This window comes from Aquabacterium parvum (assembly GCF_001447195.1).
Taxonomy (GTDB): domain Bacteria; phylum Pseudomonadota; class Gammaproteobacteria; order Burkholderiales; family Burkholderiaceae_C; genus Aquabacterium; species Aquabacterium parvum.
Genome location: NZ_LFRI01000341.1, coordinates 384,846 through 406,878, shown reverse-complemented (window position 1 = coordinate 406,878; position 22,033 = coordinate 384,846). Strand labels below are relative to the sequence as shown.

The 22,033-nt window shown below is 66.3% G+C and carries 20 protein-coding genes and 2 tRNA genes; 12 read left to right on the top strand and 10 right to left on the bottom strand.

What is annotated here, in order from left to right:
- Nucleotides 1–6: 6 nt before the first annotated feature.
- The 5 genes from hemW to ABG80_RS13275 form a co-directional block, all read right to left on the bottom strand.
- A complete protein-coding gene (hemW, locus tag ABG80_RS13295; protein WP_058088076.1) occupies nucleotides 7–1,194 on the bottom strand; it encodes a radical SAM family heme chaperone HemW in 1,188 nt (395 codons plus the stop codon).
- Between the two features lie 18 nt (nucleotides 1,195–1,212).
- A complete protein-coding gene (rdgB, locus tag ABG80_RS13290; RefSeq protein WP_058088075.1) occupies nucleotides 1,213–1,881 on the bottom strand; it encodes an RdgB/HAM1 family non-canonical purine NTP pyrophosphatase in 669 nt (222 codons plus the stop codon).
- A gap of 94 nt (nucleotides 1,882–1,975) precedes the next feature.
- Entirely contained in the window at nucleotides 1,976–2,704 is a 729-nt protein-coding gene (gene rph, locus ABG80_RS13285) for a ribonuclease PH (protein WP_058088074.1), read from the bottom strand.
- Between the two features lie 139 nt (nucleotides 2,705–2,843).
- Nucleotides 2,844–3,788 carry a PP2C family protein-serine/threonine phosphatase gene (locus tag ABG80_RS13280; protein ID WP_058088073.1) on the bottom strand — a complete coding sequence of 315 codons (945 nt, stop codon included), beginning with the start codon at nucleotides 3,786–3,788 and terminating at the stop codon, nucleotides 2,844–2,846.
- Nucleotides 3,785–4,753 (bottom strand): serine/threonine protein kinase, encoded by a 969-nt coding sequence (locus ABG80_RS13275; RefSeq protein WP_058088072.1) that lies wholly within the window; start codon nucleotides 4,751–4,753, stop codon nucleotides 3,785–3,787. Before ABG80_RS13275 ends, ABG80_RS13280 begins: the two co-directional genes overlap by 4 nt.
- Before the next feature lie 30 nt (nucleotides 4,754–4,783).
- Between ABG80_RS13275 and ABG80_RS13270 the strand changes: the two genes are divergently transcribed.
- From ABG80_RS13270 to ABG80_RS13240, 7 genes are all read left to right on the top strand, one after another.
- A complete protein-coding gene (locus ABG80_RS13270; protein ID WP_058088071.1) occupies nucleotides 4,784–5,722 on the top strand; it encodes a YicC/YloC family endoribonuclease in 939 nt (312 codons plus the stop codon).
- 96 nt (nucleotides 5,723–5,818) lie between these two features.
- Nucleotides 5,819–7,993: a hypothetical protein gene (locus tag ABG80_RS13265; RefSeq protein WP_058088070.1), complete on the top strand. Its 2,175-nt coding sequence runs from the start codon at nucleotides 5,819–5,821 to the stop codon at nucleotides 7,991–7,993.
- A gap of 125 nt (nucleotides 7,994–8,118) precedes the next feature.
- On the top strand, nucleotides 8,119–8,739 hold the full coding sequence (gene gmk / locus ABG80_RS13260) for a guanylate kinase (protein WP_058088069.1): 621 nt from the start codon (nucleotides 8,119–8,121) through the stop codon (nucleotides 8,737–8,739).
- Between the two features lie 35 nt (nucleotides 8,740–8,774).
- Complete coding sequence (gene rpoZ / locus ABG80_RS13255; RefSeq protein WP_058088068.1) at nucleotides 8,775–8,978, top strand: DNA-directed RNA polymerase subunit omega; 204 nt, start codon at nucleotides 8,775–8,777, stop codon at nucleotides 8,976–8,978.
- 215 nt (nucleotides 8,979–9,193) lie between these two features.
- Nucleotides 9,194–9,727, top strand: coding sequence for a TetR/AcrR family transcriptional regulator (locus tag ABG80_RS13250; RefSeq protein WP_058088067.1), 534 nt, complete (start codon nucleotides 9,194–9,196; stop codon nucleotides 9,725–9,727).
- 69 nt (nucleotides 9,728–9,796) lie between these two features.
- On the top strand, nucleotides 9,797–10,114 hold the full coding sequence (locus tag ABG80_RS13245) for a DMT family transporter (protein ID WP_058088066.1): 318 nt from the start codon (nucleotides 9,797–9,799) through the stop codon (nucleotides 10,112–10,114).
- A gap of 127 nt (nucleotides 10,115–10,241) precedes the next feature.
- Nucleotides 10,242–12,440 carry a RelA/SpoT family protein gene (locus ABG80_RS13240; RefSeq protein WP_083506097.1) on the top strand — a complete coding sequence of 733 codons (2,199 nt, stop codon included), beginning with the start codon at nucleotides 10,242–10,244 and terminating at the stop codon, nucleotides 12,438–12,440.
- A 50-nt stretch (nucleotides 12,441–12,490) separates the two neighbouring features.
- Here the strand turns inward: ABG80_RS13240 and greB are convergent, their stop codons facing one another.
- Nucleotides 12,491–13,054, bottom strand: coding sequence for a transcription elongation factor GreB (gene greB / locus ABG80_RS13235; RefSeq protein WP_058088205.1), 564 nt, complete (start codon nucleotides 13,052–13,054; stop codon nucleotides 12,491–12,493).
- A gap of 226 nt (nucleotides 13,055–13,280) precedes the next feature.
- Here greB and ABG80_RS13230 point away from each other — a divergent pair, with 226 nt between their 5' ends.
- The 5 genes from ABG80_RS13230 to ABG80_RS13210 all read left to right on the top strand — a co-directional run bounded on the left by ABG80_RS13230 (nucleotide 13,281) and on the right by ABG80_RS13210 (nucleotide 19,200).
- Nucleotides 13,281–13,952, top strand: a complete 672-nt coding sequence (locus ABG80_RS13230; RefSeq protein WP_058088065.1) for an excisionase family DNA-binding protein — start codon at nucleotides 13,281–13,283, stop codon at nucleotides 13,950–13,952.
- 25 nt (nucleotides 13,953–13,977) lie between these two features.
- The gene (locus tag ABG80_RS13225; protein ID WP_058088064.1) at nucleotides 13,978–15,108 is read left to right on the top strand and encodes a sensor histidine kinase; all 1,131 of its coding nucleotides are present in this window, start codon (nucleotides 13,978–13,980) and stop codon (nucleotides 15,106–15,108) included.
- Nucleotides 15,109–15,172: 64 nt separating this feature from the next.
- Nucleotides 15,173–15,550: a response regulator transcription factor gene (locus ABG80_RS13220; RefSeq protein WP_058088063.1), complete on the top strand. Its 378-nt coding sequence runs from the start codon at nucleotides 15,173–15,175 to the stop codon at nucleotides 15,548–15,550.
- A gap of 33 nt (nucleotides 15,551–15,583) precedes the next feature.
- Nucleotides 15,584–18,355 carry a PAS domain-containing sensor histidine kinase gene (locus ABG80_RS13215; protein WP_058088062.1) on the top strand — a complete coding sequence of 924 codons (2,772 nt, stop codon included), beginning with the start codon at nucleotides 15,584–15,586 and terminating at the stop codon, nucleotides 18,353–18,355.
- Nucleotides 18,356–18,504: 149 nt separating this feature from the next.
- Nucleotides 18,505–19,200 carry a TVP38/TMEM64 family protein gene (locus ABG80_RS13210; protein WP_160322536.1) on the top strand — a complete coding sequence of 232 codons (696 nt, stop codon included), beginning with the start codon at nucleotides 18,505–18,507 and terminating at the stop codon, nucleotides 19,198–19,200.
- 50 nt (nucleotides 19,201–19,250) lie between these two features.
- Here the strand turns inward: ABG80_RS13210 and ABG80_RS13205 are convergent.
- The 4 genes from ABG80_RS13205 to ABG80_RS13190 form a co-directional block, all read right to left on the bottom strand.
- Nucleotides 19,251–19,327: transfer RNA gene (locus ABG80_RS13205), tRNA-Arg, on the bottom strand.
- A 56-nt stretch (nucleotides 19,328–19,383) separates the two neighbouring features.
- Nucleotides 19,384–19,460: transfer RNA gene (locus ABG80_RS13200), tRNA-Arg, on the bottom strand.
- An 89-nt stretch (nucleotides 19,461–19,549) separates the two neighbouring features.
- Nucleotides 19,550–20,806, bottom strand: coding sequence for a heme biosynthesis HemY N-terminal domain-containing protein (locus ABG80_RS13195; RefSeq protein ID WP_058088060.1), 1,257 nt, complete (start codon nucleotides 20,804–20,806; stop codon nucleotides 19,550–19,552).
- A 14-nt stretch (nucleotides 20,807–20,820) separates the two neighbouring features.
- Nucleotides 20,821–21,996 (bottom strand): uroporphyrinogen-III C-methyltransferase, encoded by a 1,176-nt coding sequence (locus tag ABG80_RS13190; RefSeq protein ID WP_083506073.1) that lies wholly within the window; start codon nucleotides 21,994–21,996, stop codon nucleotides 20,821–20,823.
- Nucleotides 21,997–22,033 lie beyond the last annotated feature (37 nt).

Genomic DNA, 22,033 nt, shown 5'->3' with positions numbered 1-22,033 from the left:
TGAAGCTCACTCGTTGAGAAAGAGGGCCTGCAGGTCGCTCAGGAAGTCGAAGCCCTTGTCGGTGGGCCAGGCGCGCGCCAGGTCGCGTTGCAGCAGGCCTTTGGCCTCGGCTTCGGCCAGCGGTTTCTGGATGCTGGCCAGCGTCAGGCCCGTGCGCTCGGCAAAGCGCTGCAGCTCGAAGCCGTCCTTCAAGCGCAGCGCATTCATCATGAACTCGAAGGGGCGCGCCGACAGGCCGACATCGTGTTCGTTCGAGGTGGCCTGGCCTTGCGCGGCCTGGTCCATGTAGGTGTTCGGCTCGCGCCAGCGCACCTGTCGCACGATGCGGTCCGGGAAGCTGATCTTGCTGTGCGCGCCTGCGCCGATGCCCAGGTAGTCGCCGAACTGCCAGTAGTTGAGGTTGTGCTCGCAGTGGTGGCCAGGGCGCGCGTAGGCCGAGACCTCATAGCGCTGCAGACCTGCCGCGGTGGTGCCTGCGGTCAGCAGGTCGAGCATGTCGAAGGCGGTGTCGTCGTCGGGCAGGTTGGCAGGTGGGCGGCTGCCGAAGACGGTGTTGGGCTCCATCGTCAGGTGATAGAGCGAGAGGTGCGGCGGCGCGAAGGCCAGTGCCTGATCGAGGTCGGCCTGCAGCTCGGCCATGGTCTGGCCGGGCAGGGCGTACATCAGGTCGAGGTTGAAGGTGTCGAAGCAGCGCTGGGCTTCTTCGACCGCAGCGATCGCTTGCGCGCGGTCGTGCACGCGGCCCAGGGACCTGAGCTTGGCGTCGTCGAAGCTCTGCACGCCGATCGACAGGCGCGTGACGCCGGCCTGGCGGAAGGCCTTGAAGCGGTCGCGCTCGAAGGTGCCGGGGTTGGCTTCCAGCGTGACCTCGCAGCCGGGCTCGAGCGGCAGGCGCGCGCGGATGTCGGCCAGCAGGCGGTCGATGGCCTCGGGCGAGAACAGGCTGGGCGTGCCACCACCGATGAAGATGGTGTGCACGCGGCGGCCCCAGATCTGGGGCAGTGCGGCTTCGAGGTCCGCGCGCAGGGCGTCGAGGTAGCGGGACTCCAGCGGTGCGCGCTCGTCGGCATCACCGCGCAGCTCGTGTGAGTTGAAGTCGCAGTACGGGCATTTCTTGAGGCACCAGGGCAGGTGCACGTACAGCGACAGCGGTGGCAGGGCCGTCAGCGCGCCTGGGCGTTGCAGGGTGATCATGGCGTTGCCTCGGGGTGCTCAGTGTTGCCAGGGCCAGGCCGACGTTGCAGCGCCGCCATCGAGGCCCCAGCGCGCGCGCATGAGCGCCAGCAAATGCTGACAGGCGAGTGCGCGGTGACTGATGGCGTTCTTGATGGCCGGATCGAGCTCGGCGGCGCTGTGGCCGTGCGAAGCGATCCACAGCAGCGGGTCGTAGCCGAAGCCGTGTGCGCCTTGTGGTGCGTCGAGCAATTCACCGCGCCACTGGCCCTCGGCGATCAAGGGCTCGGGATCTTCGGCGTGGCGCACGGCCACCAGCAGGCAGGTGAAGTGGGCGCCACGCTGAGCCTGGCCCTTCATCTGCGTCAGCAGCCACGCGTTGTTGGCCTGGTCGATCTGTTCGCGCGGCAGGCCTTCGGCGATGCGGCCGGCATCCACCGCGTGGCGAGCGGAGCGAACGCCCGGCGCGCCGCCCAGCGCATCCACGCACAGGCCGGAGTCATCGGCCAGCGCCGGCCCACCCGCTGCGGCGGCGGCATGGCGGGCCTTGGCCAGCGCGTTCTCGACGAAGGTGATGTGCGGCTCTTCGGCCTCAGGGATGCCCAGGCTGCCCTGTGTCACCAGCTCGACCCCGAGCGGGGCGATGAGGGCCTGCAGCTCCTTGAGCTTTTTGGCGTTGTTGGAGGCGAGGATCAGTCGCTTGCTCATGCTCGGGGCTTTCGGAAGGCTGGCAGGTCAGTGAGGCAGGGCAGGATGCTCAGGCGTGCCCATGGCGATCACGCGTTGAGCCTGCCTGGGTTGTTCATGCTTGCGCTAGGGCAGCGGCCTGGGCGGCCACGAGTTCGCGGATGCCCTTTTCGGCCAAGGCCAGCAGTTGGTCCATCTCGGCGCGGGTGAAGGCCACGCCTTCGGCCGTGCCTTGCACTTCCACGTAGTGGCCTGCGCCAGTCATGACGACGTTCATGTCGGTGTCGCAGGCCGAGTCCTCGATGTATTCGAGGTCGAGCAGCGGCGTGCCTTCGACGATGCCCACGCTGATGGCGGCCACCGGGTTGAGGATGGGGCTTTCGCTGATCTTGCCTTGGGCGATCAGGCCCTTGACGGCATCGGCCAGGGCCACGTAGGCGCCGGTGATGGCCGCGGTGCGGGTGCCGCCGTCGGCCTGGATGACGTCGCAGTCGATGACGATGGAGCGCTCACCCAGCTTGGCCAGGTCGACCACGGCACGCAGGCTGCGGCCGATCAGGCGCTGGATCTCCTGCGTGCGGCCGCTTTGCTTGCCGCGCGCGGCCTCGCGGTCGCTGCGGGTGTGGGTCGAGCGGGGCAGCATGCCGTACTCGGCTGTCACCCAGCCTTCGCCGCTGCCGCGCTTGTGCGGCGGCACCTTCTCTTCGACGGAGGCCGTGCACAAGACCTTCGTGTCGCCAAAGCAGATGAGCACCGAGCCTTCGGCGTGGATGGTGTAGCCGCGGGTGATGGTCAGGGGACGCAGGCTGTCGAGCGCGCGACCGTGGGGGCGGTTGTAGGCCATGGTGGGGTCCGTGAAAAAGGGGTGACGGTGAAAAGCAAAGGCCCGAAGCGGGTGCCCGGGCCGGTGAGAGGGGCGGGTGGCTTTGCGAGCCGGCCGCCGAGGGTCATGATGAGATCAGGCCTGATTCAATCGGTTCAAATCAGGTCGTTTTTTTGGCTGCGGCACTGGCCGACGAGCGCCGGATGGCTTCGTTGATCTCGCGGATGGAGCGTTCGATTTCGGCCTCGTCCAGGTCGTCGACCTCGACATTGTCGCCCGGGGTGCCGGTGTTGCCCACGCTGGCCTGGATGGTCGAGGCGAACACCTCGTCGCCCAGGCTGTCGGTGCTCACGCCAGGTTGTTCGTCGTTGGCGGCCGATTCCCACTCCATGGCCAGCACCGTCACGTTGTCGCACTTGGCGCCGCCATTGCGCAGGGCCATCTCGACCAGTTCGGGCACGGCGTCGGAGATGGTGCGCGTGGCCAGGTTCTGGGTGATGGCGTCGTCTTCAACCGTGCCCCACAGGCCGTCGGAGCACAGCATGATGCGGTCGCCTTCTTGCAGCACCAGCGGGCCGGCGGTATCGACCACCGGCTTGCCCGGGCTGCCCAGGCAGGTGAAGAGCACGTTGCGGTTGTAGCGCTCGTTGAGCGGCACCACCGAGGACAGCGTGTTCTGCAACTCGGAGTAGGAGTGGTCGCGCGTGCGGGCGATGAGTTTGTCGCCGCGCACGAAGTACAGGCGCGAGTCGCCGCAATGTGCCCAGTAGGCCGTGTTGCCCTGCATGATGCAGGCGACGATGGTGGTGCGGGGCGTGTCCATCAGGCCGCGCTCGCTGGCGTAGCGCAGCAGCTGGTGGTGGCCCGCCATGATGGCGTCCTGCAGGAAGCGGATCGGGTCGGCCAGGCGAGGCTTGGCGTCGCGCTGGTACAGGGCCGCCATGGTCTGCAAGGCGAGCTGCGAAGCCATCTCGCCCTCGGGGTGGCCACCCATGCCATCGGCGAGGGCGAACAGACCTGAGTCCCGCGTGTAGCAGTAGCCCATGCGGTCTTCGTTCTTTTCACGGCCGCCCTTGCGGCTGATCTGGTAGACGGAGAATCTCATGCCTTCGCACCGGACTTGAGGTTTTCGAGTTGCAGCTTCACGCGCTCGGAGAAAGTGAGCTTGGAGTAGCGGCGTTCGGTTTCACGCGCGAGCTCCTTTTGCAGCGCGAAGACGCTCTGCGGACGGGCCAGCGGGTCAAGGGACATGCACCACTCGGTGACCTCGATGAGGTTGTCCGAGTAGACGTTGCGCAGGCGCGAGAGCGACAGGCTCAGGCGGTCTTTTTCGAGGCGCTGCGGCGCGTCGTTGGGCGGGTAGCCCTGCATGCAGGCGTAGATGCAGGCCCCGATCGCGTAGATGTCCGTCCAGGGGCCGAGAGAGCCGTCGCGGCGGTACATCTCGGGGGCGGCAAAGCCCGGCGTGTACATCGGGCGGATGAAGTTGCCTTCCTTGCTCAGCACCTCGCGCGCGGCGCCAAAGTCCAGCAACACGGCCCGGTTGTCGTTGGTGATGAAGATGTTGGCCGGCTTGATGTCCAGGTGCAGCATCTTGTGCTGATGCACGATGCGCAGGCCTCGCAGGATCTCGTCGAAGAGGCTGCGGATGGTCGATTCGCGGAACACCTTGTCGCGCTTGAGGTCGCGCGCGGTGACGATGAAGTCCTGCAGGGTGTCGCCCTGGAGGTAGTTCATCACCATGTAGACGGTTTCGTTCTCGCGGAAGAAGTTCAGCACCGACACCACACTCGGGTGGGCGATCTGGGCCAGCGAGCGGCCTTCTTCGAAGAAACTTTTCAGCCCCAGGCGGTAGAGTGGCTGCTTGTCGGGCTTGACGCGGGGAATGAGCTCACCGGCCGAACGTTCGGCCAGCGAGGCAGGCAGGTACTCTTTGAGGGCGACCAGGCGCTTTTCCGGGTCTTCAGCGAGGTAGACCACGCCGAAACCGCCTGCGGCAAGCTTCTTGACGATCTGGTAGCCGCCCACGACGGTGCCCGAGGGCAACGGAGCGGGTTTCGGCTTTGACATAATCGTGTTTTATCTGGGTGAAATAGATCCATGTCAGTCTACTCCATGACCGGCTTTGCCAGCGCGGTCGCGTCGGCACCCGACCACGTCGGTGAAAACACGGACGACTCGGAAGCGTCGAATGCGTCACGCAAGACGGCATCGGGGGCGGTGAGCGCCGAACTGCGCTCGGTCAACAGCCGTTTCCTGGACCTGAGCTTCAAGCTGGCCGACGAGTTCCGCGCCCTGGAGCCTGCCCTGCGCGACCTGCTGACCGCCGCCTTCAAGCGCGGCAAGATCGAGCTGCGCATGCAGCCCCAGCGCGCCGCCGACGCTGGCTGGCCCCAGCCCCAACCTGAACAGCTCCACACCCTGGCCCGCCTCGAGGGAACCGTGCAGAACTGGTTGCCCAAGTCGCAGCCGCTGTCGGTCAACGAGGTGCTCAACTGGTGTCGCGCGGCCGCTCCCTCGGTGCGCCTGGAAGACGCCGCCCTCGAAGCCACCCGACAGGCCATCGCCGCCCTGATCGAGGCGCGTGAGCGCGAAGGCGCCCGCCTGGTCGGTGTGCTCAAGGAAAAGCTCAACGGGCTGAAGAACCTGGCCGAGCAGGCCCAGCCCCTGGTGCCCCAGGCCGTGCAACGCCAGCAAGAGCGGTTCGTTCAGAAGTACACCGAAGCCCTGCAGGCCGTGGGGGGCAGCGTCACGCCCGAAGCCGCGCAAGAGCGCGCTCTGCAGGAGGCCGCGGCCTACGCGTTGCGCATCGATGTCGACGAAGAGCTGCAGCGCCTCAAAGCCCACCTCGACGAGATCGGCCGCCTGCTCAAAAAGGGCGGTGAGGTTGGCAAGCGCCTGGACTTCCTGATCCAGGAGCTGCACCGCGAGGCCAACACCCTGGGCTCCAAGGCTGCCGCGCTGGAGCTGACCCAGATCTCGGTGGACATGAAGGTGCTGATCGAGCAGATGCGCGAGCAGGTGCAGAACATCGAGTGAGTGCAGGTTGATGCAATGGTGCCCGTGGCGTATGGCGTCATGCACGCTGGTCGGTGAGAATGCGTGAATTCCTTCACCCATTTCCCGCCTGACCCCATGACATCGAGCACGCACCGTTGGCGCTTTTTCCGAGCCGGTGGCTTCGACCAGGTCCGCCTGGACACCGGAGCCGACCTGGCCCACCTGGCCGAGCTGGACCAGAAACTCTGGGTGGCCCTCTCGTGCCCGACCCAGGGGGTGGAGCTCGATGCCGCCACCCTGGCCCTGGTCGACACCGACGCAGACGGCCATGTGCGCGCGCCAGAACTCATCGCCGCCATCGACTGGGCGATCGCCCGTCTGCGCTCGCCTGACGTGCTGGTTCGCGCTGGCGCGCTGGCGCTGGTCGACATCAACGGGGAAGGCGAGGACAACGCCAAGCTGCTGGGCGCCACGCGCCGCATCCTGGCCAGCCTGGGCAAGGCGGATGCCACGCACATCAGCGTCGAAGATTGCACCGACATCGGCCGCATCTTCGGCGGCATGCCTTTCAATGGCGACGGTGTCATCGCGGCCAAGGGCCTGAGCGACGACCTGCAAGCCGCCATCGCCACGCTCATCGACCGGTTGGGTGCCGTGCCCGATCGCAGTGGCGAGCCCGGGGTCAACCGCGCCACGGTCGAGCGCTTCTTTGAAGAAGGTGCTGCGTTGCAGGCCTGGCGACAGGATGCGCGCGCAGCCGTCAGCGGTCTGCCCGAAGAGGCCAGTGCTGCCGATGTTTTCTCCGTCCTGCAGTCCGTGCGCGCCAAGGTCGACGATTTCTTTCAGCGTTGCCAACTGGCGGCGTTCGACCCGCGTGCCGCCAACTTGCTCAACGGCAGCGAGGACGACCTTCAACGCATCGGCTCGCAGCTGCTCGGTGGCGGTGCTGGCACCCAGGACGTCGCCACCTTACCGCTGGCCTATGTGAGCAGTGGCGCCAGCCTGCCCCTGAGCGACAAGCTCAACCCGGCCTGGGCGGCCGCCGTGCAGGCCTTGTACCGACAGGTGGTGCGGCCCCTGCTGGGTGACCGCGCCGAGCTGAGCGAAGTCGAATGGCGTGCCCTGGTGGCGCGCTTCGCCGACTTCGAGGCCTGGCAGGCCGCTCGCCCCGAAACCCCGCTTGACCAGCTCGATGCCGAGGCCCTGGCAGCACTGCTGGCCGGCGACGTCAAGTCGCGCTTGCTCGACCTCGTCACCCAGGACGAAGCCGCCGCCGAAGAGGCTGCGTTGATCGGTGACGTCGAGCGCCTGGTGCGCTACACCCGCGACCTCGCCAAGCTGGCCAACAACTTCGTCGCTTTCACGGACTTCTACACCCGCCGTGACAAGGCCAGCTTCCAGGCCGGCACGCTCTACATCGATGGGCGCAGCAGCGACCTGTGCGTGAAGGTGCTGGACTCGGGCAAGCACGCCGCGCTGGCCACGCTGTCGGGCGTTTACCTGGCCTACTGCGAGTGCAGCCGGGCGGGGGAGAAGCTGACGATTGCCGCAGCCATCACAGCGGGTGATGCCGACCAGCTCATGGCCGGGCGAAACGGCGTTTTCTACGATCGCCAGGGCCGCGACTGGGACGCCACCATCGTCAAGATCGTCGACCACCCGATCAGCATCCGCCAGGCTTTCTGGACGCCTTACAAGAAGGTTTCGCGCCTGATCGGCGAGCAGGTGCAGAAGTTCGCGGCCAGCAAGGCCCAGGCTTCGACCGACTTCACGACACAGGCGGTGGCCAAGGCTGGCGAGAAGGCCGCGGCGGGTGCGGCTGCTCCGGCCGCGCAAGCAGCACCGCCCGCGCCTCCCGCGCCCGTGGATGCAGCCAAATTCGCGGGCATCTTCGCGGCGGTGGGGCTGGCCATCGGTGCCATCGGCACGGCCTTGGCGGCCGTGGTCACGGGCTTTCTGGGGCTCAAGGCCTGGCAGATGCCGCTGGCGCTCCTGGGCCTGATGCTGCTGATTTCGGGCCCGTCCATGGCCATGGCCTTTTTCAAGCTGCGCAACCGCAACCTGGGGCCGATCCTCGATGCCAACGGCTGGGCCGTGAACACGCGCGCCCGCATCAACATCCCGTTTGGTGCGGCCTTGACCCAACTGGCCAAGCTGCCCGATGGCGCCGAGCGCGCGCTCACCGACCCTTACGCCGAGAAGCGCTCGCCCTGGAAGGGCTACGTGCTGATGGCCGCCATCACCCTGGGCGTGGTGCTTTGTGTGCACTGGATGGGCGGGTGGCCGGGCATTTTCCCGCCTGCGCCCTGAGTTGGGTGGGCCGCTATGAGGCGGGGGAGGGCGGTTGCGGGTAGACTTGCCTGGCTCCCAACCTCCTTCGCAGGGGCTGTTGTGACCGGCTGAACACCGGTGCCAACGGTCCCTGGGCCCGTTCCATGGACTATCCCGGCAACCTTTTCGTGGTGTCTGCGCCCAGCGGCACTGGCAAATCCAGCCTCGTCAAGGCGCTGCTCGAGCTCGACTCCCGTCTGCAAGTCAGCGTCTCGCACACCACGCGCCAGCCGCGCGGTCAGGAGCAGCACGGGCGCGAATACTGGTTCGTCTCCAAGGACGAGTTCCAGGCCATGATCGAGCGGGGTGACTTTTTCGAGCACGCCGAGGTCCATGGCAACCATTACGGCACCTCACGCCAGGCCATCGAAGAGCGCATCAAGGGCGGCGAAGACGTCGTGCTGGAGATCGACTGGCAGGGCGCGCTGCAGATGAAGGAAACCTTCCCGTACGCGGTGCTGGTGTTCATCCTGCCGCCCAGCTACGAAGAGCTGCTGCAGCGCTTGCACCGACGTGGCGAGGACACGGCCGACGTGATCGAGGTGCGCATGGCCAATGCGCGCGTCGAGGTCGAACAGGCCCAGCATTTCGATTTCATCGTGGTCAACGCCCTGTTTGAATCGGCTTTGTTCGATTTGAAGGCGATTGTTCACTCGCAGCGGTTAAAATACGCTGCTCAGCGCCGGAACAAGTCTGCCGTGTTCCGCGCTCTCCACCTGGTCTGACCAGGCCCCACCTGAGTTCACCTCCTGGAGTTGACATGGCCCGCATCACCGTCGAAGACTGCCTGCAAAAGATCCCCAACCGCTTCCAGCTGGTGCTGGCCGCGACCTACCGCGCTCGCATGCTGAGCCAGGGTCACACCCCCAAGATCGAGTCGCGCAACAAGCCCAGCGTGACCGCCCTGCGCGAAATCGCCGCTGGCCAGGTTGGCCTGGAGATGCTGCGCAAGGTCCCGACCTGAGCGTTTGAGCGCCTGCAGCCTGTCGCGCCAGACGCGACCAGGCCCGCTTCACACCCCATCAGCCCGCTTCGTGCGGGCTTTTGTTTTTGGCGCGCTGGCGCTGCAGCCTGGTGGGCCCCGCACGCGCTGCAAAGGCGCCGGCCTTGACCCTTTGGGATAAGCTAATTAGAATCCATACATATTTATTCAAATGGCGCCGATGGTGCCTGCATCGCATGAGCCGACCCAAATCCATCGATCGAGCCCTTGTGCTGGACGCTGCCGAGCGCATCGTCGTCGAACAAGGCGCCAGCCACCTGACCTTTGAGTCGGTATCGCGCGAAGTGGGTGTCACCAAGGGCGGCATCCAGTCTTGCTTTGGCACCAAGGAGGGCTTGGTCACCGCCATGCTCAAGCGCTGGGGTGAGAGCTACGACGAGGCGCTTGGGCGCCTGCCGAATTCGCCTGCGCCGTTTCAGGACGCGAAGGACCACGTGAGGTTGACCGCCATCTCCCACGACCTCAACGCCCGCTCGGCCGGCTTGCTGGCGGCGCTGATGCAGTCCAAGGAGCAACTGAACTTTGCCCGCGAGTGGTACGCGCGGCACTTCGAGGGCTTCGACCTGCAGAGCGAGCAGGGGCGGCGTGCGCGCCTGGCTTTTTTCGCCACCGAAGGCATCTTCCTGCTGCGTTACCTGGGCCTGGCCGACATCACCCAGTCGGACTGGGATGATTTTTTCAAGGACGTCGAAAGTCACCTTACGACGTGAGTGCCTCGGGGGCGCGCCCGCTTTGGCAGCTGGCCCCCTGGGGCTGTTTGACCGAACTGGAGCAGTGACATGAGCTGGGTTTACCTGACCCTTGCCGGGTTGTTTGAAATTGGCTGGCCCGTGGGCCTGAAGATGGCGCAGGAGCCGGGTACCCGTTGGCTGGGTGTGGCGATCGCCGTGCTCTTCATGGCGGTCAGTGGCGCCTTGTTGTGGATGGCGCAACGTCAGTTGCCCATGGGGACGGCTTACGCGGTCTGGACCGGCATCGGGGCGACAGGCACCTTCGTGGTCGGGGTGCATTGTTACGGTGATCCAGCCACGTTGATGCGTTACGTCGGGGTGCTGTTGATCGTCTCCGGGGTGCTCACGCTCAAGCTTGCACATTGATCGTCGCCGCGATTCCTGCGTGGAGAAGCTGTGCACCGGAGGGCGCTCGCTTGTTTTGTGTGCTCAAGGTGCGGTCGAAGAGGGCCTTGCTGCCGCCGCGGCCTTGCATCCGCGCTACAGTTTGCGCATGAACACCGTCACCGATGCGGCAGCCGCTTCATTTGCCGCGCTCACCCACAAACTCGACTACCTCGATGAGGCGGACATCCGCCGGGTGCGTGACGCTTACCGCTTCGCGGACGAGGCCCATCTGGGGCAGTTCCGAGCCAGCGGTGAGCCCTACATCACCCACCCGATCGCGGTGGCTGGCCTGTGCGCCGACTGGAAGCTCGATGCCCAGGCCATCATGGCCGCGCTCATGCACGACGCCATGGAGGACTGCGGCGTCACCAAGATCGAGCTGATCGAGCGCTTCGGGGCGCCAACGGCCGAGATCGTGGACGGCCTGACCAAGCTGGACAAGCTGCACTTTTCCACCAAGGAAGAGTCGCAGGCAGAGTCTTTCCGCAAGATGCTGCTGGCCATGGCGCGCGACGTGCGCGTCATCCTCATCAAGTTGTCGGACCGGCTGCACAACATGCGCACCATGGACGCCATGGCGGCTCCGAAGCGCGCGCGCATCGCCCGCGAGACGCTCGACATATACGTGCCGATCGCGCACCGCCTGGGTCTGAACCAGACTTACCGCGAGCTGCAGGAGCTGTCCTTCCAGTACATCAACCCATGGCGTTACGGGGTGCTGGCCAAGGCGGTCAAGAAAACACGCGGCAACCGCCGTGACCTGGTCGAGCGCATCCGCAAGGACGTCGACGGAGCTTTCACCGATGCCGAGATGCACGTCGAGGTGTTCGGCCGTGAGAAGACGATTTTCTCCATCTACAACAAGATGGTTGAAAAGCGCCTGAGCTTTGCCCAGGTCAGCGACATCTTCGGCTTTCGCATCGTCACGCGCGAGCTGCTGGACTGCTACCGCGCCCTGGGCGTGCTGCACCAGCTCTACAAGCCGCTGCCCGGCCGCTTCAAGGACTACATCGCCATCCCCAAGGCCAACGGCTACCAGTCGCTGCACACCACGCTGGTCAACCCGGTGGGCACGGCGGTGGAGTTCCAGATCCGCTCGCAGGCCATGCACGCCGTGGCAGAAAAGGGCATTGCCGCGCACTGGATGTACAAGGAGAGCGAGGGGGCTGAGCCCGACGCTTCGCCGCAGGAAGGTGCCGTGTGGCTGCAGTCGCTGATCGACATCCAGCACGAGACGCGCGATTCGGCCGAGTTCCTCGAGCACCTCAAGATCGACCTGTTCCCCGAGTCGGTGTACGTGCTCACGCCCAAGTCGCGCATCGTGGCTTTGCCCAAGGGCGCGACGCCGGTGGACTTCGCCTATGCCATCCACTCGGGCGTGGGCGACCGCTGCGTGTCGGCCAAGGTCAATGGCGAGGCGGTGGCGTTGCGCACCGAATTGCGATCGGGTGACGTGGTCGAGATCGTCACCGCGCCAAGCGCTCGCCCGAACCCGGGTTGGCTCAATTTCGTGCGCACGGGCCGGGCCCGCTCCAAGATCCGCAGCTACCTCAAGAACATGGAGGCGGAAGAGTCGCTGGCCCTGGGCGAGAAGCTGCTGGGCCAGGCGCTGCGAGCCGAAGGCCTGTCCATGCCGGCTGGCAGCGAGGAAAGCGAAGGCGATGCCGGCGCCTTGTGGCAGTCGCTCACGCGCTGGGGCGGCAACCGCACGCGCGACGAGCTGCTGGCCGACATCGGCCTGGGCCGCAAGATCGCCACGATGGTCGCCAAGCGCCTGGCCCAGAGCATGGTCGAGCAGGGCGAGCGGCCGGATGCGCTGACGCTGACGCTGGGTCGTTTCTCGGATGAGGGCCCGACCAACGCGGCCGTGGTCATCGACGGCAGCGAGGGGGCCACGGTCCAGCTGGCATCGTGTTGTTGCCCGGTGCCGGGTGACCCGATCGCCGGCTACCTGGGGCGCGGCGAAGGTTTGGTTGTGCACACCCAGGTTTGCGGTGTGGGCAAGCGCCTGTTCGAGCGCGACAGCGAGCGCTGGATCGACGTGAGTTGGTCGGATGAGCCCACGCGCCTGTTCGAGACCGTCATCAAGGTGCTGGTCACCAACGGCAAGGGTGTGCTGGCGCAGGTGGCCGCGTCCATCAGCAGCGCCGAGACCGACATCACCCACATCGAGATGGGTGATGAGCGCCTGGGCGAGACGGCCGAACTCAAGCTCACCGTGGCCGTGCGAGACACCGAGCACCTCACCGATGTGATGCGCACCCTCAGGCGTTGCCCGGTGGTGCTCAAGGTGGATCGCGTTTGAACTTGAGCCACGTGGGCCGCGCCTGAGCCGTCGGCCTGGCTCGTTGCGCCTCAGTGCGCCGTCTGCGGCTTCGGGTAGCGCACCTCGATCACTTCGATCTTCTCGATGCCGCCCGGCGTCATCAGCGTGACCTCGTCGCCTTCGCGTGACTTGAGCAGCGCCCGGGCGATCGGCGAGACCCAGCTGACTTCACCTTGCAGCGCGTCGGCCTCGTCGATGCCTTTGATGGTGATGGTGCGCGCCACGCCCGACTGGTTTTCGTAGGTGACCGTGGCGCCGAAGAAGACCTGGTCGCGCCCATGGTGCTGGCTGGGATCGGCCACCTCGGCGATGTCCAGGCGCTTGGTCAGAAAGCGGATGCGGCGGTCGATCTCGCGCAGGCGTTTCTTGCCATAGATGTAGTCGCCGTTTTCCGAGCGATCGCCGTTGGAAGCGGCCCAGTGCACGATTTCCACGATCTTCGGACGCTCGATGTCGATCAGGTTGAGCAGCTCGGTGCGCAGGCGCTGGTAGCCCTGCGGCGTCATGTAGTTGCGCGTGCCCGCGGGCAGCGGGGGCAGGGCGAGGTCGTCGTCGTCCTCGCTGTCGGGTTCCTTGGTGAAAGCCTTGCTCATGGGCGGCGATTGTGCCGAATCCTCGGGCATCGGGCCAGCGCAGCTGCGAGCGGGCGCGGGAGCGTCATTTGTTCACGGCTGCCCCATGTTTGTGCGCTCTTGGGCGTTCCTGAGCGCGATTCAACTTGCAAAAATGAAACCGTTGCCGAAAACAAGGCCAGATCAAGCAAGCGCTTTGGAGTTCGCGAAGATGTCACAAGTGATCCCCCTGGGCCCTGGTTCCCGAATGCTCACCACCCGAGAGGCCGCTCAGCGCCTGGGCGTGTCATTGCGAACGGTGCAGCTGTGGGTGGAGGCGGACATCTTGCCGGCCGCGCGCACACCGGGCGGGCACCGCCGCATCCCGCACAACGCGGTCGAGGCCCTGGCTTTGTCGACGGGCCTGGGCGGTGAGCCGCTGGCTCGCCCCTCGCGCGCCGAGGCCAGGGCGCGTGATCGCGACCACGCCCAAGCAGAGGCCGCGGTGAGCGAGGCGGAGCGCCCCCCAGCGCTCGCAAATGGCCCGGTTCTGCGACCAAGGGACGTGCTGCTGGTGGCGGACAACCCCATCTGGCAGGTGCGTTGCGAGCAGGCCCTGGCGCCGTTTTTGCCGAGCATCGAGCTGCGCTTTGCCGAAACCGGCTACCTGGCTCTGCTGCAAATCGGCCAGAAGGCCCCCGATCTGCTGATCACCAACCTGGAGTTGCCCGGCATGGATGGCCTGGCGATGTTGCGCACGCTGGAGCGATGCGAGTCGATCGCCGGCATGCGCATCCTGGCACTGAGCCACCTGGACGAAGCTGAGTTGAAGCGCCGGGGCGGTTTGCCCGCCAGCGCTGAATTGATGCAATTGCCCGTCTCGCCTGAGGGCGTGGCGGTGCGGGTGGGGCGCTGGTTGCTCCATCAACGAGTGTCTTGACCCTGAGAAATCCGAGGACGCCACCATGAATGAAGCCTTCAGACTGTTGTTCGATCAGGTCAAGAGTGGTGTGGTCTGGGTGCAGCGCGACGGCGTGGTGCGCTACGCCAACAAGGCGGCGGTTCAGATGACACCGGTGATGTTGGGGCAGGTCATGATGGACCCGGTGGCCGATCGCACCGTCAAGGCGGCCGGGCAGGGCATGCTCAAGCTGCCCTTTCATTTCGAGCTCACCACGCAAGAGGCCCACCCCGACAGCATCCGTGCCGCGGTGATCGGTGCCCCGGTCGGCAGCGACCTGATGGTGGTGCTCAACAACGTCTCCGAGGAGCGTTGGTACTCGCAAGCGCTGGAGAACCTCATCGGCTACATCGAGGCGGAGATGGCCCATCCCATCGAGGCCCTGGCGCAGAAGCTGCCCAAGATCGCGCAGATCGTGCAGCAGCAAGGTGCAACCGGTGAGCTGGCCGCATTGGTCGCAGACGCCAGCAACTTGTCGACGAAGCTGGGCAAGTTGCGCGACCTGGTGTCGGTGTTTGGCGAGAGCGCCATCCAGCGCGACGAGCGCATCCTGCTGTCCGACCTGCTGCGCCGCGCCGTGGGCGAGGTCATGCCGATGGCCAGGGGGCGCAACATCACGCTGTCCGCCAATGGCCTGAGCGACGAATTGCCAGCCGTCTACGGCAGCGCTCACTGGTTGAGCAAGGCGATGTCGGAGTACCTGGAGCAGTCGGTGCGCAGTGCCCAGTCGGGTGACCTGATCGAGCTGTCCATCCAGGCCGTGGGCACCCGCGTCATCGTGCGGGCGCGCAACCAGGGCCTGTTTGTCTCCCAGCACGAACGGCGCAGCGCCTTCGTTCCTTTTGGCGTCGGTGACTCGGCCAAGCCTGGTGAGGCGCGTCAGGGCATTGGCCTGGCTTTGAGCCAGCGCATCCTGGAGCAGCACGGTGGCTGCGTGCGCATCGAGGACGAGTTCGACTCGGTGGACTTCGTGCTCGAGTTGCCCGCCGGCGCGCCCAGCACCCAGGACGCCCAACTCTCGGTCGAGCAGGCGCATCGCTACGCCCGCGACATGTCTGAGCTTTTGAACCGCAGCATGTCTCGGCGAGCCAAGGGCAGCGAAGCGACGCCACCCGCCGCAGTGAAGGCACCTTGACACCCGGAACAGCCGCCCCGAACCCGGACAGCACCACACGACGCCCACATTCACGGAGCACCTCATGGCCCACCGCATCCTCATCGTTGAAGACCAGCCAGACATCTGCAAACTCATCCGCATGACGCTGGAGTTCGGTGACTTCGAAATCCACGAGGCCAACGACGGCGAAACCGGGCTGAACATGGCCCGCGCCATCAAGCCCTCCATCATGTTGCTGGACGTCATGATGCCCGGGCTGCTGGACGGCTACCAGGTCTGCACTCGCATCAAGCAGGATCCTTCGCTCCAGTCGATTCAGGTCGTGATGCTCACCGCTCGAGGGCAGGCCTCGGACATCGCCGCAGGCGAAGCCGCAGGTGCAGACGCCTACCTGGTCAAGCCCTTCAGCCCACTGGAGTTGATCGAGCGGGTCGAGGCCATGGTGAGTGCTGCTGCCTGAGTCAACCCAACCAAGCACCACCAGGCGCAAGCCATGGCCGACCAACCAGGTCATCAGCCCCTGCCGCCCTTGCTGTTGAAGGCGCTGGATCGCCTTGAGCGCTGGACGGGGCGCATCCCCAGGTCCCAGGCCCTGATCGCGATCGTGCTCGTGGGTCTGCTCATGACCGGGCTGGCGGGCAGCCTGGTGTGGTGGGTCGAGCGGCACAGGCAGCAAGGCTTTTTCCAGACCCTGGTTCACCAGCAGCAGATGGCGGTGCAAGCCCGGCTTGATCGGCAGCAAGCACTGATCGATCAGGTGGCTCACTGGACCCGTGAACAGGTGCGCTTGTCTGGTGTGCTCAATGGCACCTGGTCGGTGGGCGGTGTGACGGTGGTGCGCAGCGAAGACCTGGACGCCGACATGTTGGGGGGCAGGCTGGACCTCGATGAATCGAGCGCTGTCGCGTCTGCTGCCTGCCTGCAACGAGCACAGGCTCAGGCACGCCACATGTTTTGCGCCCTGGGCGGGCGGCCCGATGCCGTTGGAGGGTGGTTGATGGCCACCCGACTTGAATCTCCGGCGCGGGGCTGGGTGATCATCCCGGTCTGGCGTGACTGGCTGTTTGGCGAGGGCCGCGGTGCCCCAGGCGTCCGCGGTGATGCCGAGGTGTCGCTGCAGGTGATGCTGGACGGTCCTGCAGGTTCGGCTGCGGTGCCTTCGGCTGATTTGTCGGCGCCCGCGCAGGTGAATGCGGCAGGCAGCGACCTGAAGCTGCGTGTGTGGGCCCAAACCGTCAGCGTGCCCTGGCACGAAGTGCTGGGGCGTCAGGCCGGCATCTGGATCGCCTGTGGCCTGGGCCTGCTGTTCACGCTGGCCGCCGTGCATGGCTACCTCATGTTGATCTCGACGCGCTTGCGAGCCCGAGAGATGGCGCGGGACATGGGCATGGCCTTGCAGCGCACGCAGTCGCGCAACCAGGCGGTCATGGACACTGCGCCTGACGCCATCCTCATGGTCGACAGACAGGGACAGGTGCGTTGGTGCAACCAGGCGGTCACCAGCATCTTTGGGCAGCCCATCGAGTCGCTGATCGGGCAGCCCATTCAATTGGTGCTGCCCTCGCTGGGCGATGGCAGCCTGGACGACTGGTTCAACACCTGCGGGTTCTCCAACCGCGTCATCGGGCACGAGAGCACCGGGCGTCGCAACGAGGGCGTGAGTTTCCCGGTGGCGGTCTCGGCCAGCCGCGCGATGGTGGATGACGAGCTCATCCAGACCTTCATCGTGCGCGACACCACGGACGCCAAGTGGGCCGAGCAGGAGCTGGAGTTGCGAGATCGCGCGCTCGCTTCATCTGCCGACGGGGTGGTCATCGTCTCGATGACCTTGCCCAACCAGCCGATGATTTATGCCAACCACGCGTTCGAGCAGATCACGGGCTACGAGACCCACGAGCTGCTGGGCTACAACTGCCGATTGCTGCAGCGAGACGACCTGCAGCAACCCGGCATCGAAGTCATGCGGCAAGCCATCCGCGAGGGGCGCGCCTGCCAGGTGGTGGTGCGCAACTACCGCAAGAGCGGCGAGCTGTTCTACAACGACCTGGCGATCTCGCCCGTTCTCAGCTCGGAGGGGGTGTTGACGCATTACGTCGGGGTCGCCACCGACATCACCGACCGCATCGCGGCCGAGCAGGTGCTGCACCTGCGCACGGAGCGGCTCAATGCGGTCTTCGAGCTGAGCCCAGACGGATTCGTGGTGCTGGACAGGCGAGGTGAGGTCAGCATTGTCAACCCGGCCTTTGAGCGCATGACGGGCATGCTCGCCGCTGACCTGGTAGGACAGTCGCTGTCGGTGTTCGAGGAGCAGTTGCTCGAGCGCTGCCGCTCACGGGAGGTGCTCGATGCAGACGGCAGTGTCGTGGCCGCCAGCGAGGGTGACACCGTTGCCTCCGCGACCAGGGAGGTGCTGCACCTGCACACCCCGTGCACGCGCACCTTGTTGCGGCGCGTGCGCCAAGACGAGCAAGACAACGAGACGGTGATGTACTTCCGGGACATCACGCACGAACAGGAAGTCGATCGCATGAAGAGCGAGTTCCTGGCCATGGCCGCGCACGAGTTGCGAACCCCCATGGTCAGCATCTTCGGTTTCACGGAGTTGCTGCTCAAGCGGCGGTTCACGGACGAGCGCCGAAATGACATGCTCTCGACCATCCACAGGCAGGCCTCGGTGCTCATCAACCTGGTCAACGAGTTGCTGGACCTGGCGCGCATCGAATCGCGTCGGGGCAAGGACTTCAAGCGCGAGCGCCTGCAACTGCAACCGCTCATCGAGGCCACGGTGGCCGGTTTGCTGATGCACAACGACCCCCGCAAGGTGGACGTCAGCTTGCCGGCCGAGCCCATCGCGGTCGATGCGGATCGCGAGAAGCTGTCGCTGGCCATCACCAACGTGCTGTCCAACGCCTACAAGTACTCGCCCGATGGCGGTGAGATCGCCCTGGACCTGGTTTGGCGCGACCGCGCAGGCAAACTGGAGTGCGGCATCCGCATCACCGACCAAGGCCTGGGCATGACACCCGAGGAGCTGGGCAAGGTGTTCGACCGGTTCTTCCGGGCAGACACCTCGGGCAAGATCCCCGGCACGGGGCTGGGCATGACCATCGTCAAGGAAATCGTCGAGCTCCATGGCGGGCAGGTGAGCCTGAGCAGTGAGCGCGGTGTGGGCACCACGGTGACCCTGTGGCTGCCCACCTTGGGGACTGCCCAGGAGATCCAGGAGGACCGGGAGGGCTGCGAGACGGATGTTGCGCCTAGCTGAATGGCGTTGAACGATCCCCGGAATGGAGGGGGCAAGGGCGCGACACAGGGCCAGCCCGGCTGACGTCGCCGACCAAGTGGTTCAAGATCCGGCATCCCGAAGGTCCATGTTGTCGGGGCGGATCGGGCCGCCCTTTGCTGGAGTTGCAAGTGCGTGTCGAAGAACCCAGTCGTCCCCTGCCGTGGATGCGCTGGCTGTTGCTGGGTGCCTATGGCGTGGTGCTGGTCGGGCTGATGCTGGCCTGGCAGGACCCGGCCTGGCAGCAGCACATGTCGCCCGAGGCGCTGAGCCGCCACGGTGCCTGGTTGCTGTCGCAGCCGCTGGGGCCCGTGGCCGTGGTCGGTGGTTACGTGTTGATGGTGTTGATGGCCGTGCCCGTGCTGGCCCTCATCAGCGTGGGCACCTTGGTGTTCGGACCCTGGCCGGGCATGGCTTATTCGTTGCTGGGCATGGTGGCGGGCGCCACGGTGGCCTATGGTTTCGGGCGCTTCACGGGCGCGCAGGGCATGGACCGCTTCGCCAGGGGGCGCCTGCGCCTGCTGGACACGCACCTCAAGCAACGCGGCTTTGTCACGATGGCGCTGGTGCGTTTCATGCCGGTGGCGCCGTTCATGGTGGTCAACCTGGCCGCCGGTGCCTTGCGGGTGCGCTTGCGCGACTACGTGCTGGGCACCTTCTTCGGGCTGTTGCCCGGCACCGTGGTGCTGTCGTTCTTCCTGGAGCAACTCAAAGAGGCCTGGCGCAACCCGGATGCGAGCACGTACGCGATGGCCGCCGCCTGGGCCGTGGTGACGCTGCTGGCCTTGTGGTGGCTCAAGCGCTACCTGTCCAGGCGCCCTGTTTGAATGCGGGCAACAAAAAACCCACAGGCCGTTTGACCTGTGGGTTTGGATGTTGGTGCGGCTGGCAGGATTCGAACCCACGACCCCTTGGTTCGTAGCCAAGTACTCTATCCAACTGAGCTACAGCCGCATTGTTGTTCAATGCACCGAACCCAACAAAGGGACCGGGATGTGAACTGGTTTCTCTGGTGCGGCTGGCAGGATTCGAACCCACGACCCCTTGGTTCGTAGCCAAGTACTCTATCCAACTGAGCTACAGCCGCCGAGAGAAGCGAGACTATAGCATGTTTTCGAGCCGCTCATCAAGCCTCGCGGCCGTCGCGTGATTGCGACTGCCGCGAACACAGGCTGTTCAGCGCGCCGTTTCCAGCAAGGCCGCCAGGCGGAAGAAGCGGGCGGCCTCGTCGCTGCGTTGCTCTTGCTCCGCCAGTTGGCCCAGCCGGGCCCAGGCCAGCCGACGACCGTCGGCGTCGAGGTCCAGGTCGTTGGCCGCTGACAGCAGCATGCCGCGCGCCTTGCCCCACAGCTGCCTTTCGGCCAGGGCCATGCCCAAGGTCAGGGCCAGGTGAGGGTTGCGCAGCGCGGCCTGCGTGGTGGCGTCCAGGCGCGGCAGCCAATCGGCTTCGAGGTCCAGCAGCGCATGGCGCAGCGCGTTCGCCAGGGCGGTCGATTGCTCCACCGTCAGCCTGCCGATCTGATCCCACAGCGGCGCGATCCATTGGCGGGCTTCCTGGGGGGCGCCCAGGTCGGCCATGCGCCGGGCGGCTCGAGCCGCCACCAGCGGATCGCGACGATCGCTGGCGTCGAGCGTGTTCCAGAGGGCACGCAACTGGTCGACGTCGCGGGCGGCCCCCAGGGCCTCGCTGGCCAGCGAGCGCAGCAGGCCCTCGGCCGCACCGGCTGTGAAGCCCTGGTGCTTGGCCAGCAGGCGAGCGGTTTTGAGCGCCTCCATCGGCTGGCGAGCAAGGCGGCTGGCCTGCAGCTTCAGGCGCAGTGCCTGGGTGCGGCGGGCCACGCCCGGTGGCAGCTCGGCCAGGTCACGCAGTGCCCGGCTTGCATCGCGGTCTTCGAGGGCGCATTCGGCTGCCAGCAGGCGGGCGCCTTCTTCGGTGGCGCGTGGTTTGCGGGTCAGCTGCGACAGCTCGATGGCGCGCTGCAGGTGCTCGTCGCGGTGGGCCCGGTCTTGCAGGCGGTGCAGGCTGCCAGCCGACAGCAGGTGGGCCAGTGCGGTGAACTCGGCGTCCAACGCGAGTTCGGGCGTGTCGGCCTGGATGGCGATGGCGCGCTGACAGGCCTTGTGGGCGCGCGTGTAGCGGCCGGCCATGTACAGGGCCAGGCCTTCACGCAGGGCCGCCTGGGCCAGGCGGTCGCGCTGGGTGATGCGCCAGCGACGGGCGCGCTCGGGCAGGTTGAGCAGGCCATCGAGGCCACGGATCAGGGAATAAACCGCCAGGATGAAGACGAACAGGCCCAGCAGGAACAGGTTGAGCGAGAAGTCGACCCGCCAGCCCATCCAGAACAGGGTCACGAGGCCGTCGTTGGCCCCCAGGGCGGTGGCGCCAACGACGGCCGCCACGGCCAGCAGCAGGATCCAGACGATGCCTTGCACGCGGGTCTCTCCGGTCAGCGGGCGCCGGTCGAGGCGGCCACGGTGGCCAGCGCGGCCAGGGTGTCGTCAGGACGAGGAACCTGGGTCAACTGGCTTTGCGCGATGGCGTCGATCACCATGGATTGCAGCAGCTGGGTCTTGCGCGACTGGGCGTCGAAATAACGCGGCAGCAGTCGCTCGATCTGGCGCAGATCGGCTGCGGCCTGGGTGGTCTGGCGGCTCATCAACGCCAGGCGCGCGTTCAGCAGCCTGAGCTTCATGTTCTCGCGCAGGAAGAAGGCCTGATCGGGGGCGATCAGCATGGCCTCCGGTTGGGCGATGCGGGTCAGGCGCACGAGGCCGCGGGTTTCGGTCCACACCGCTTCGGCTGCGCCCTTGCCCCAGCCCAGGAGGGCCGCTCGCCAGCCGGTTTCTTCTTCGGGCGTGGAGGCGGCGTTGGCGTTGGCAACGGTTTTGCCGGGTACCGCGTTGCGGTCTTTCGCTGGGGCGCTGGCTCGCGGTGCGGTGGGGCCCGTGGGGCCGGTGTCAGGCTGGTTGAGCAGCGGCACCTCGTCGACCAGGCGTGCGGCCTCATCGAGGCGAATGGCCAGCGTGTTGATGTCGGCGACGCGGGTGGCGCGGGCGCGGTCGAGGTCTTTGGCCAGCGCGCGGCGGATGTTGTCCAGGCGCGGCTGCTTGGCGCGAGCCAGGCGTTCGTCGGCCGATTGCATGGCAACGATGAGCGGCTCTGCGCTGCCGGTCAGCGCAGCTTGCTGGGTGGCCACGCGCAGGCTGGACTCGATGTCGAAGACGAGGTTTTCGTCGCGCGAGAGGCTGAGGTTCTTGATCAGGTCTTCGACCTGGCTGCGTTGCAGCGCGATCTCGGTCAGGCGGGTTTCGAGCAGGGTGGCCCGGGCGGCGGCTTCACGAGACAGCTCTTCGGCTTGCTTGGCCAGCACGCGTGCTTCGGTGGCCTGGCCCTGGCTGTCTTGCTGACGGCGCACCAACTCCTTCTCCAGGCTTTGAACGCGTTTGCTGGCCTGCCATGCCTGCCAGCCGACACCAGCCACTGCCACGCTCAGGATCACGACGGCGTAGCGCACCCAGCCACTTGGTTCGCCGTCGTGCGGCTGGTGGTGGGTGGGGGGCGGCAGGTCGGCAACTGGCGGCAGCGCCGGGTTGGCGGGGAGGGGGGAGGAGGGTTCGCTCACGATTTCATTGTATCGACGCGCCCAGGCGGTGGTGTGT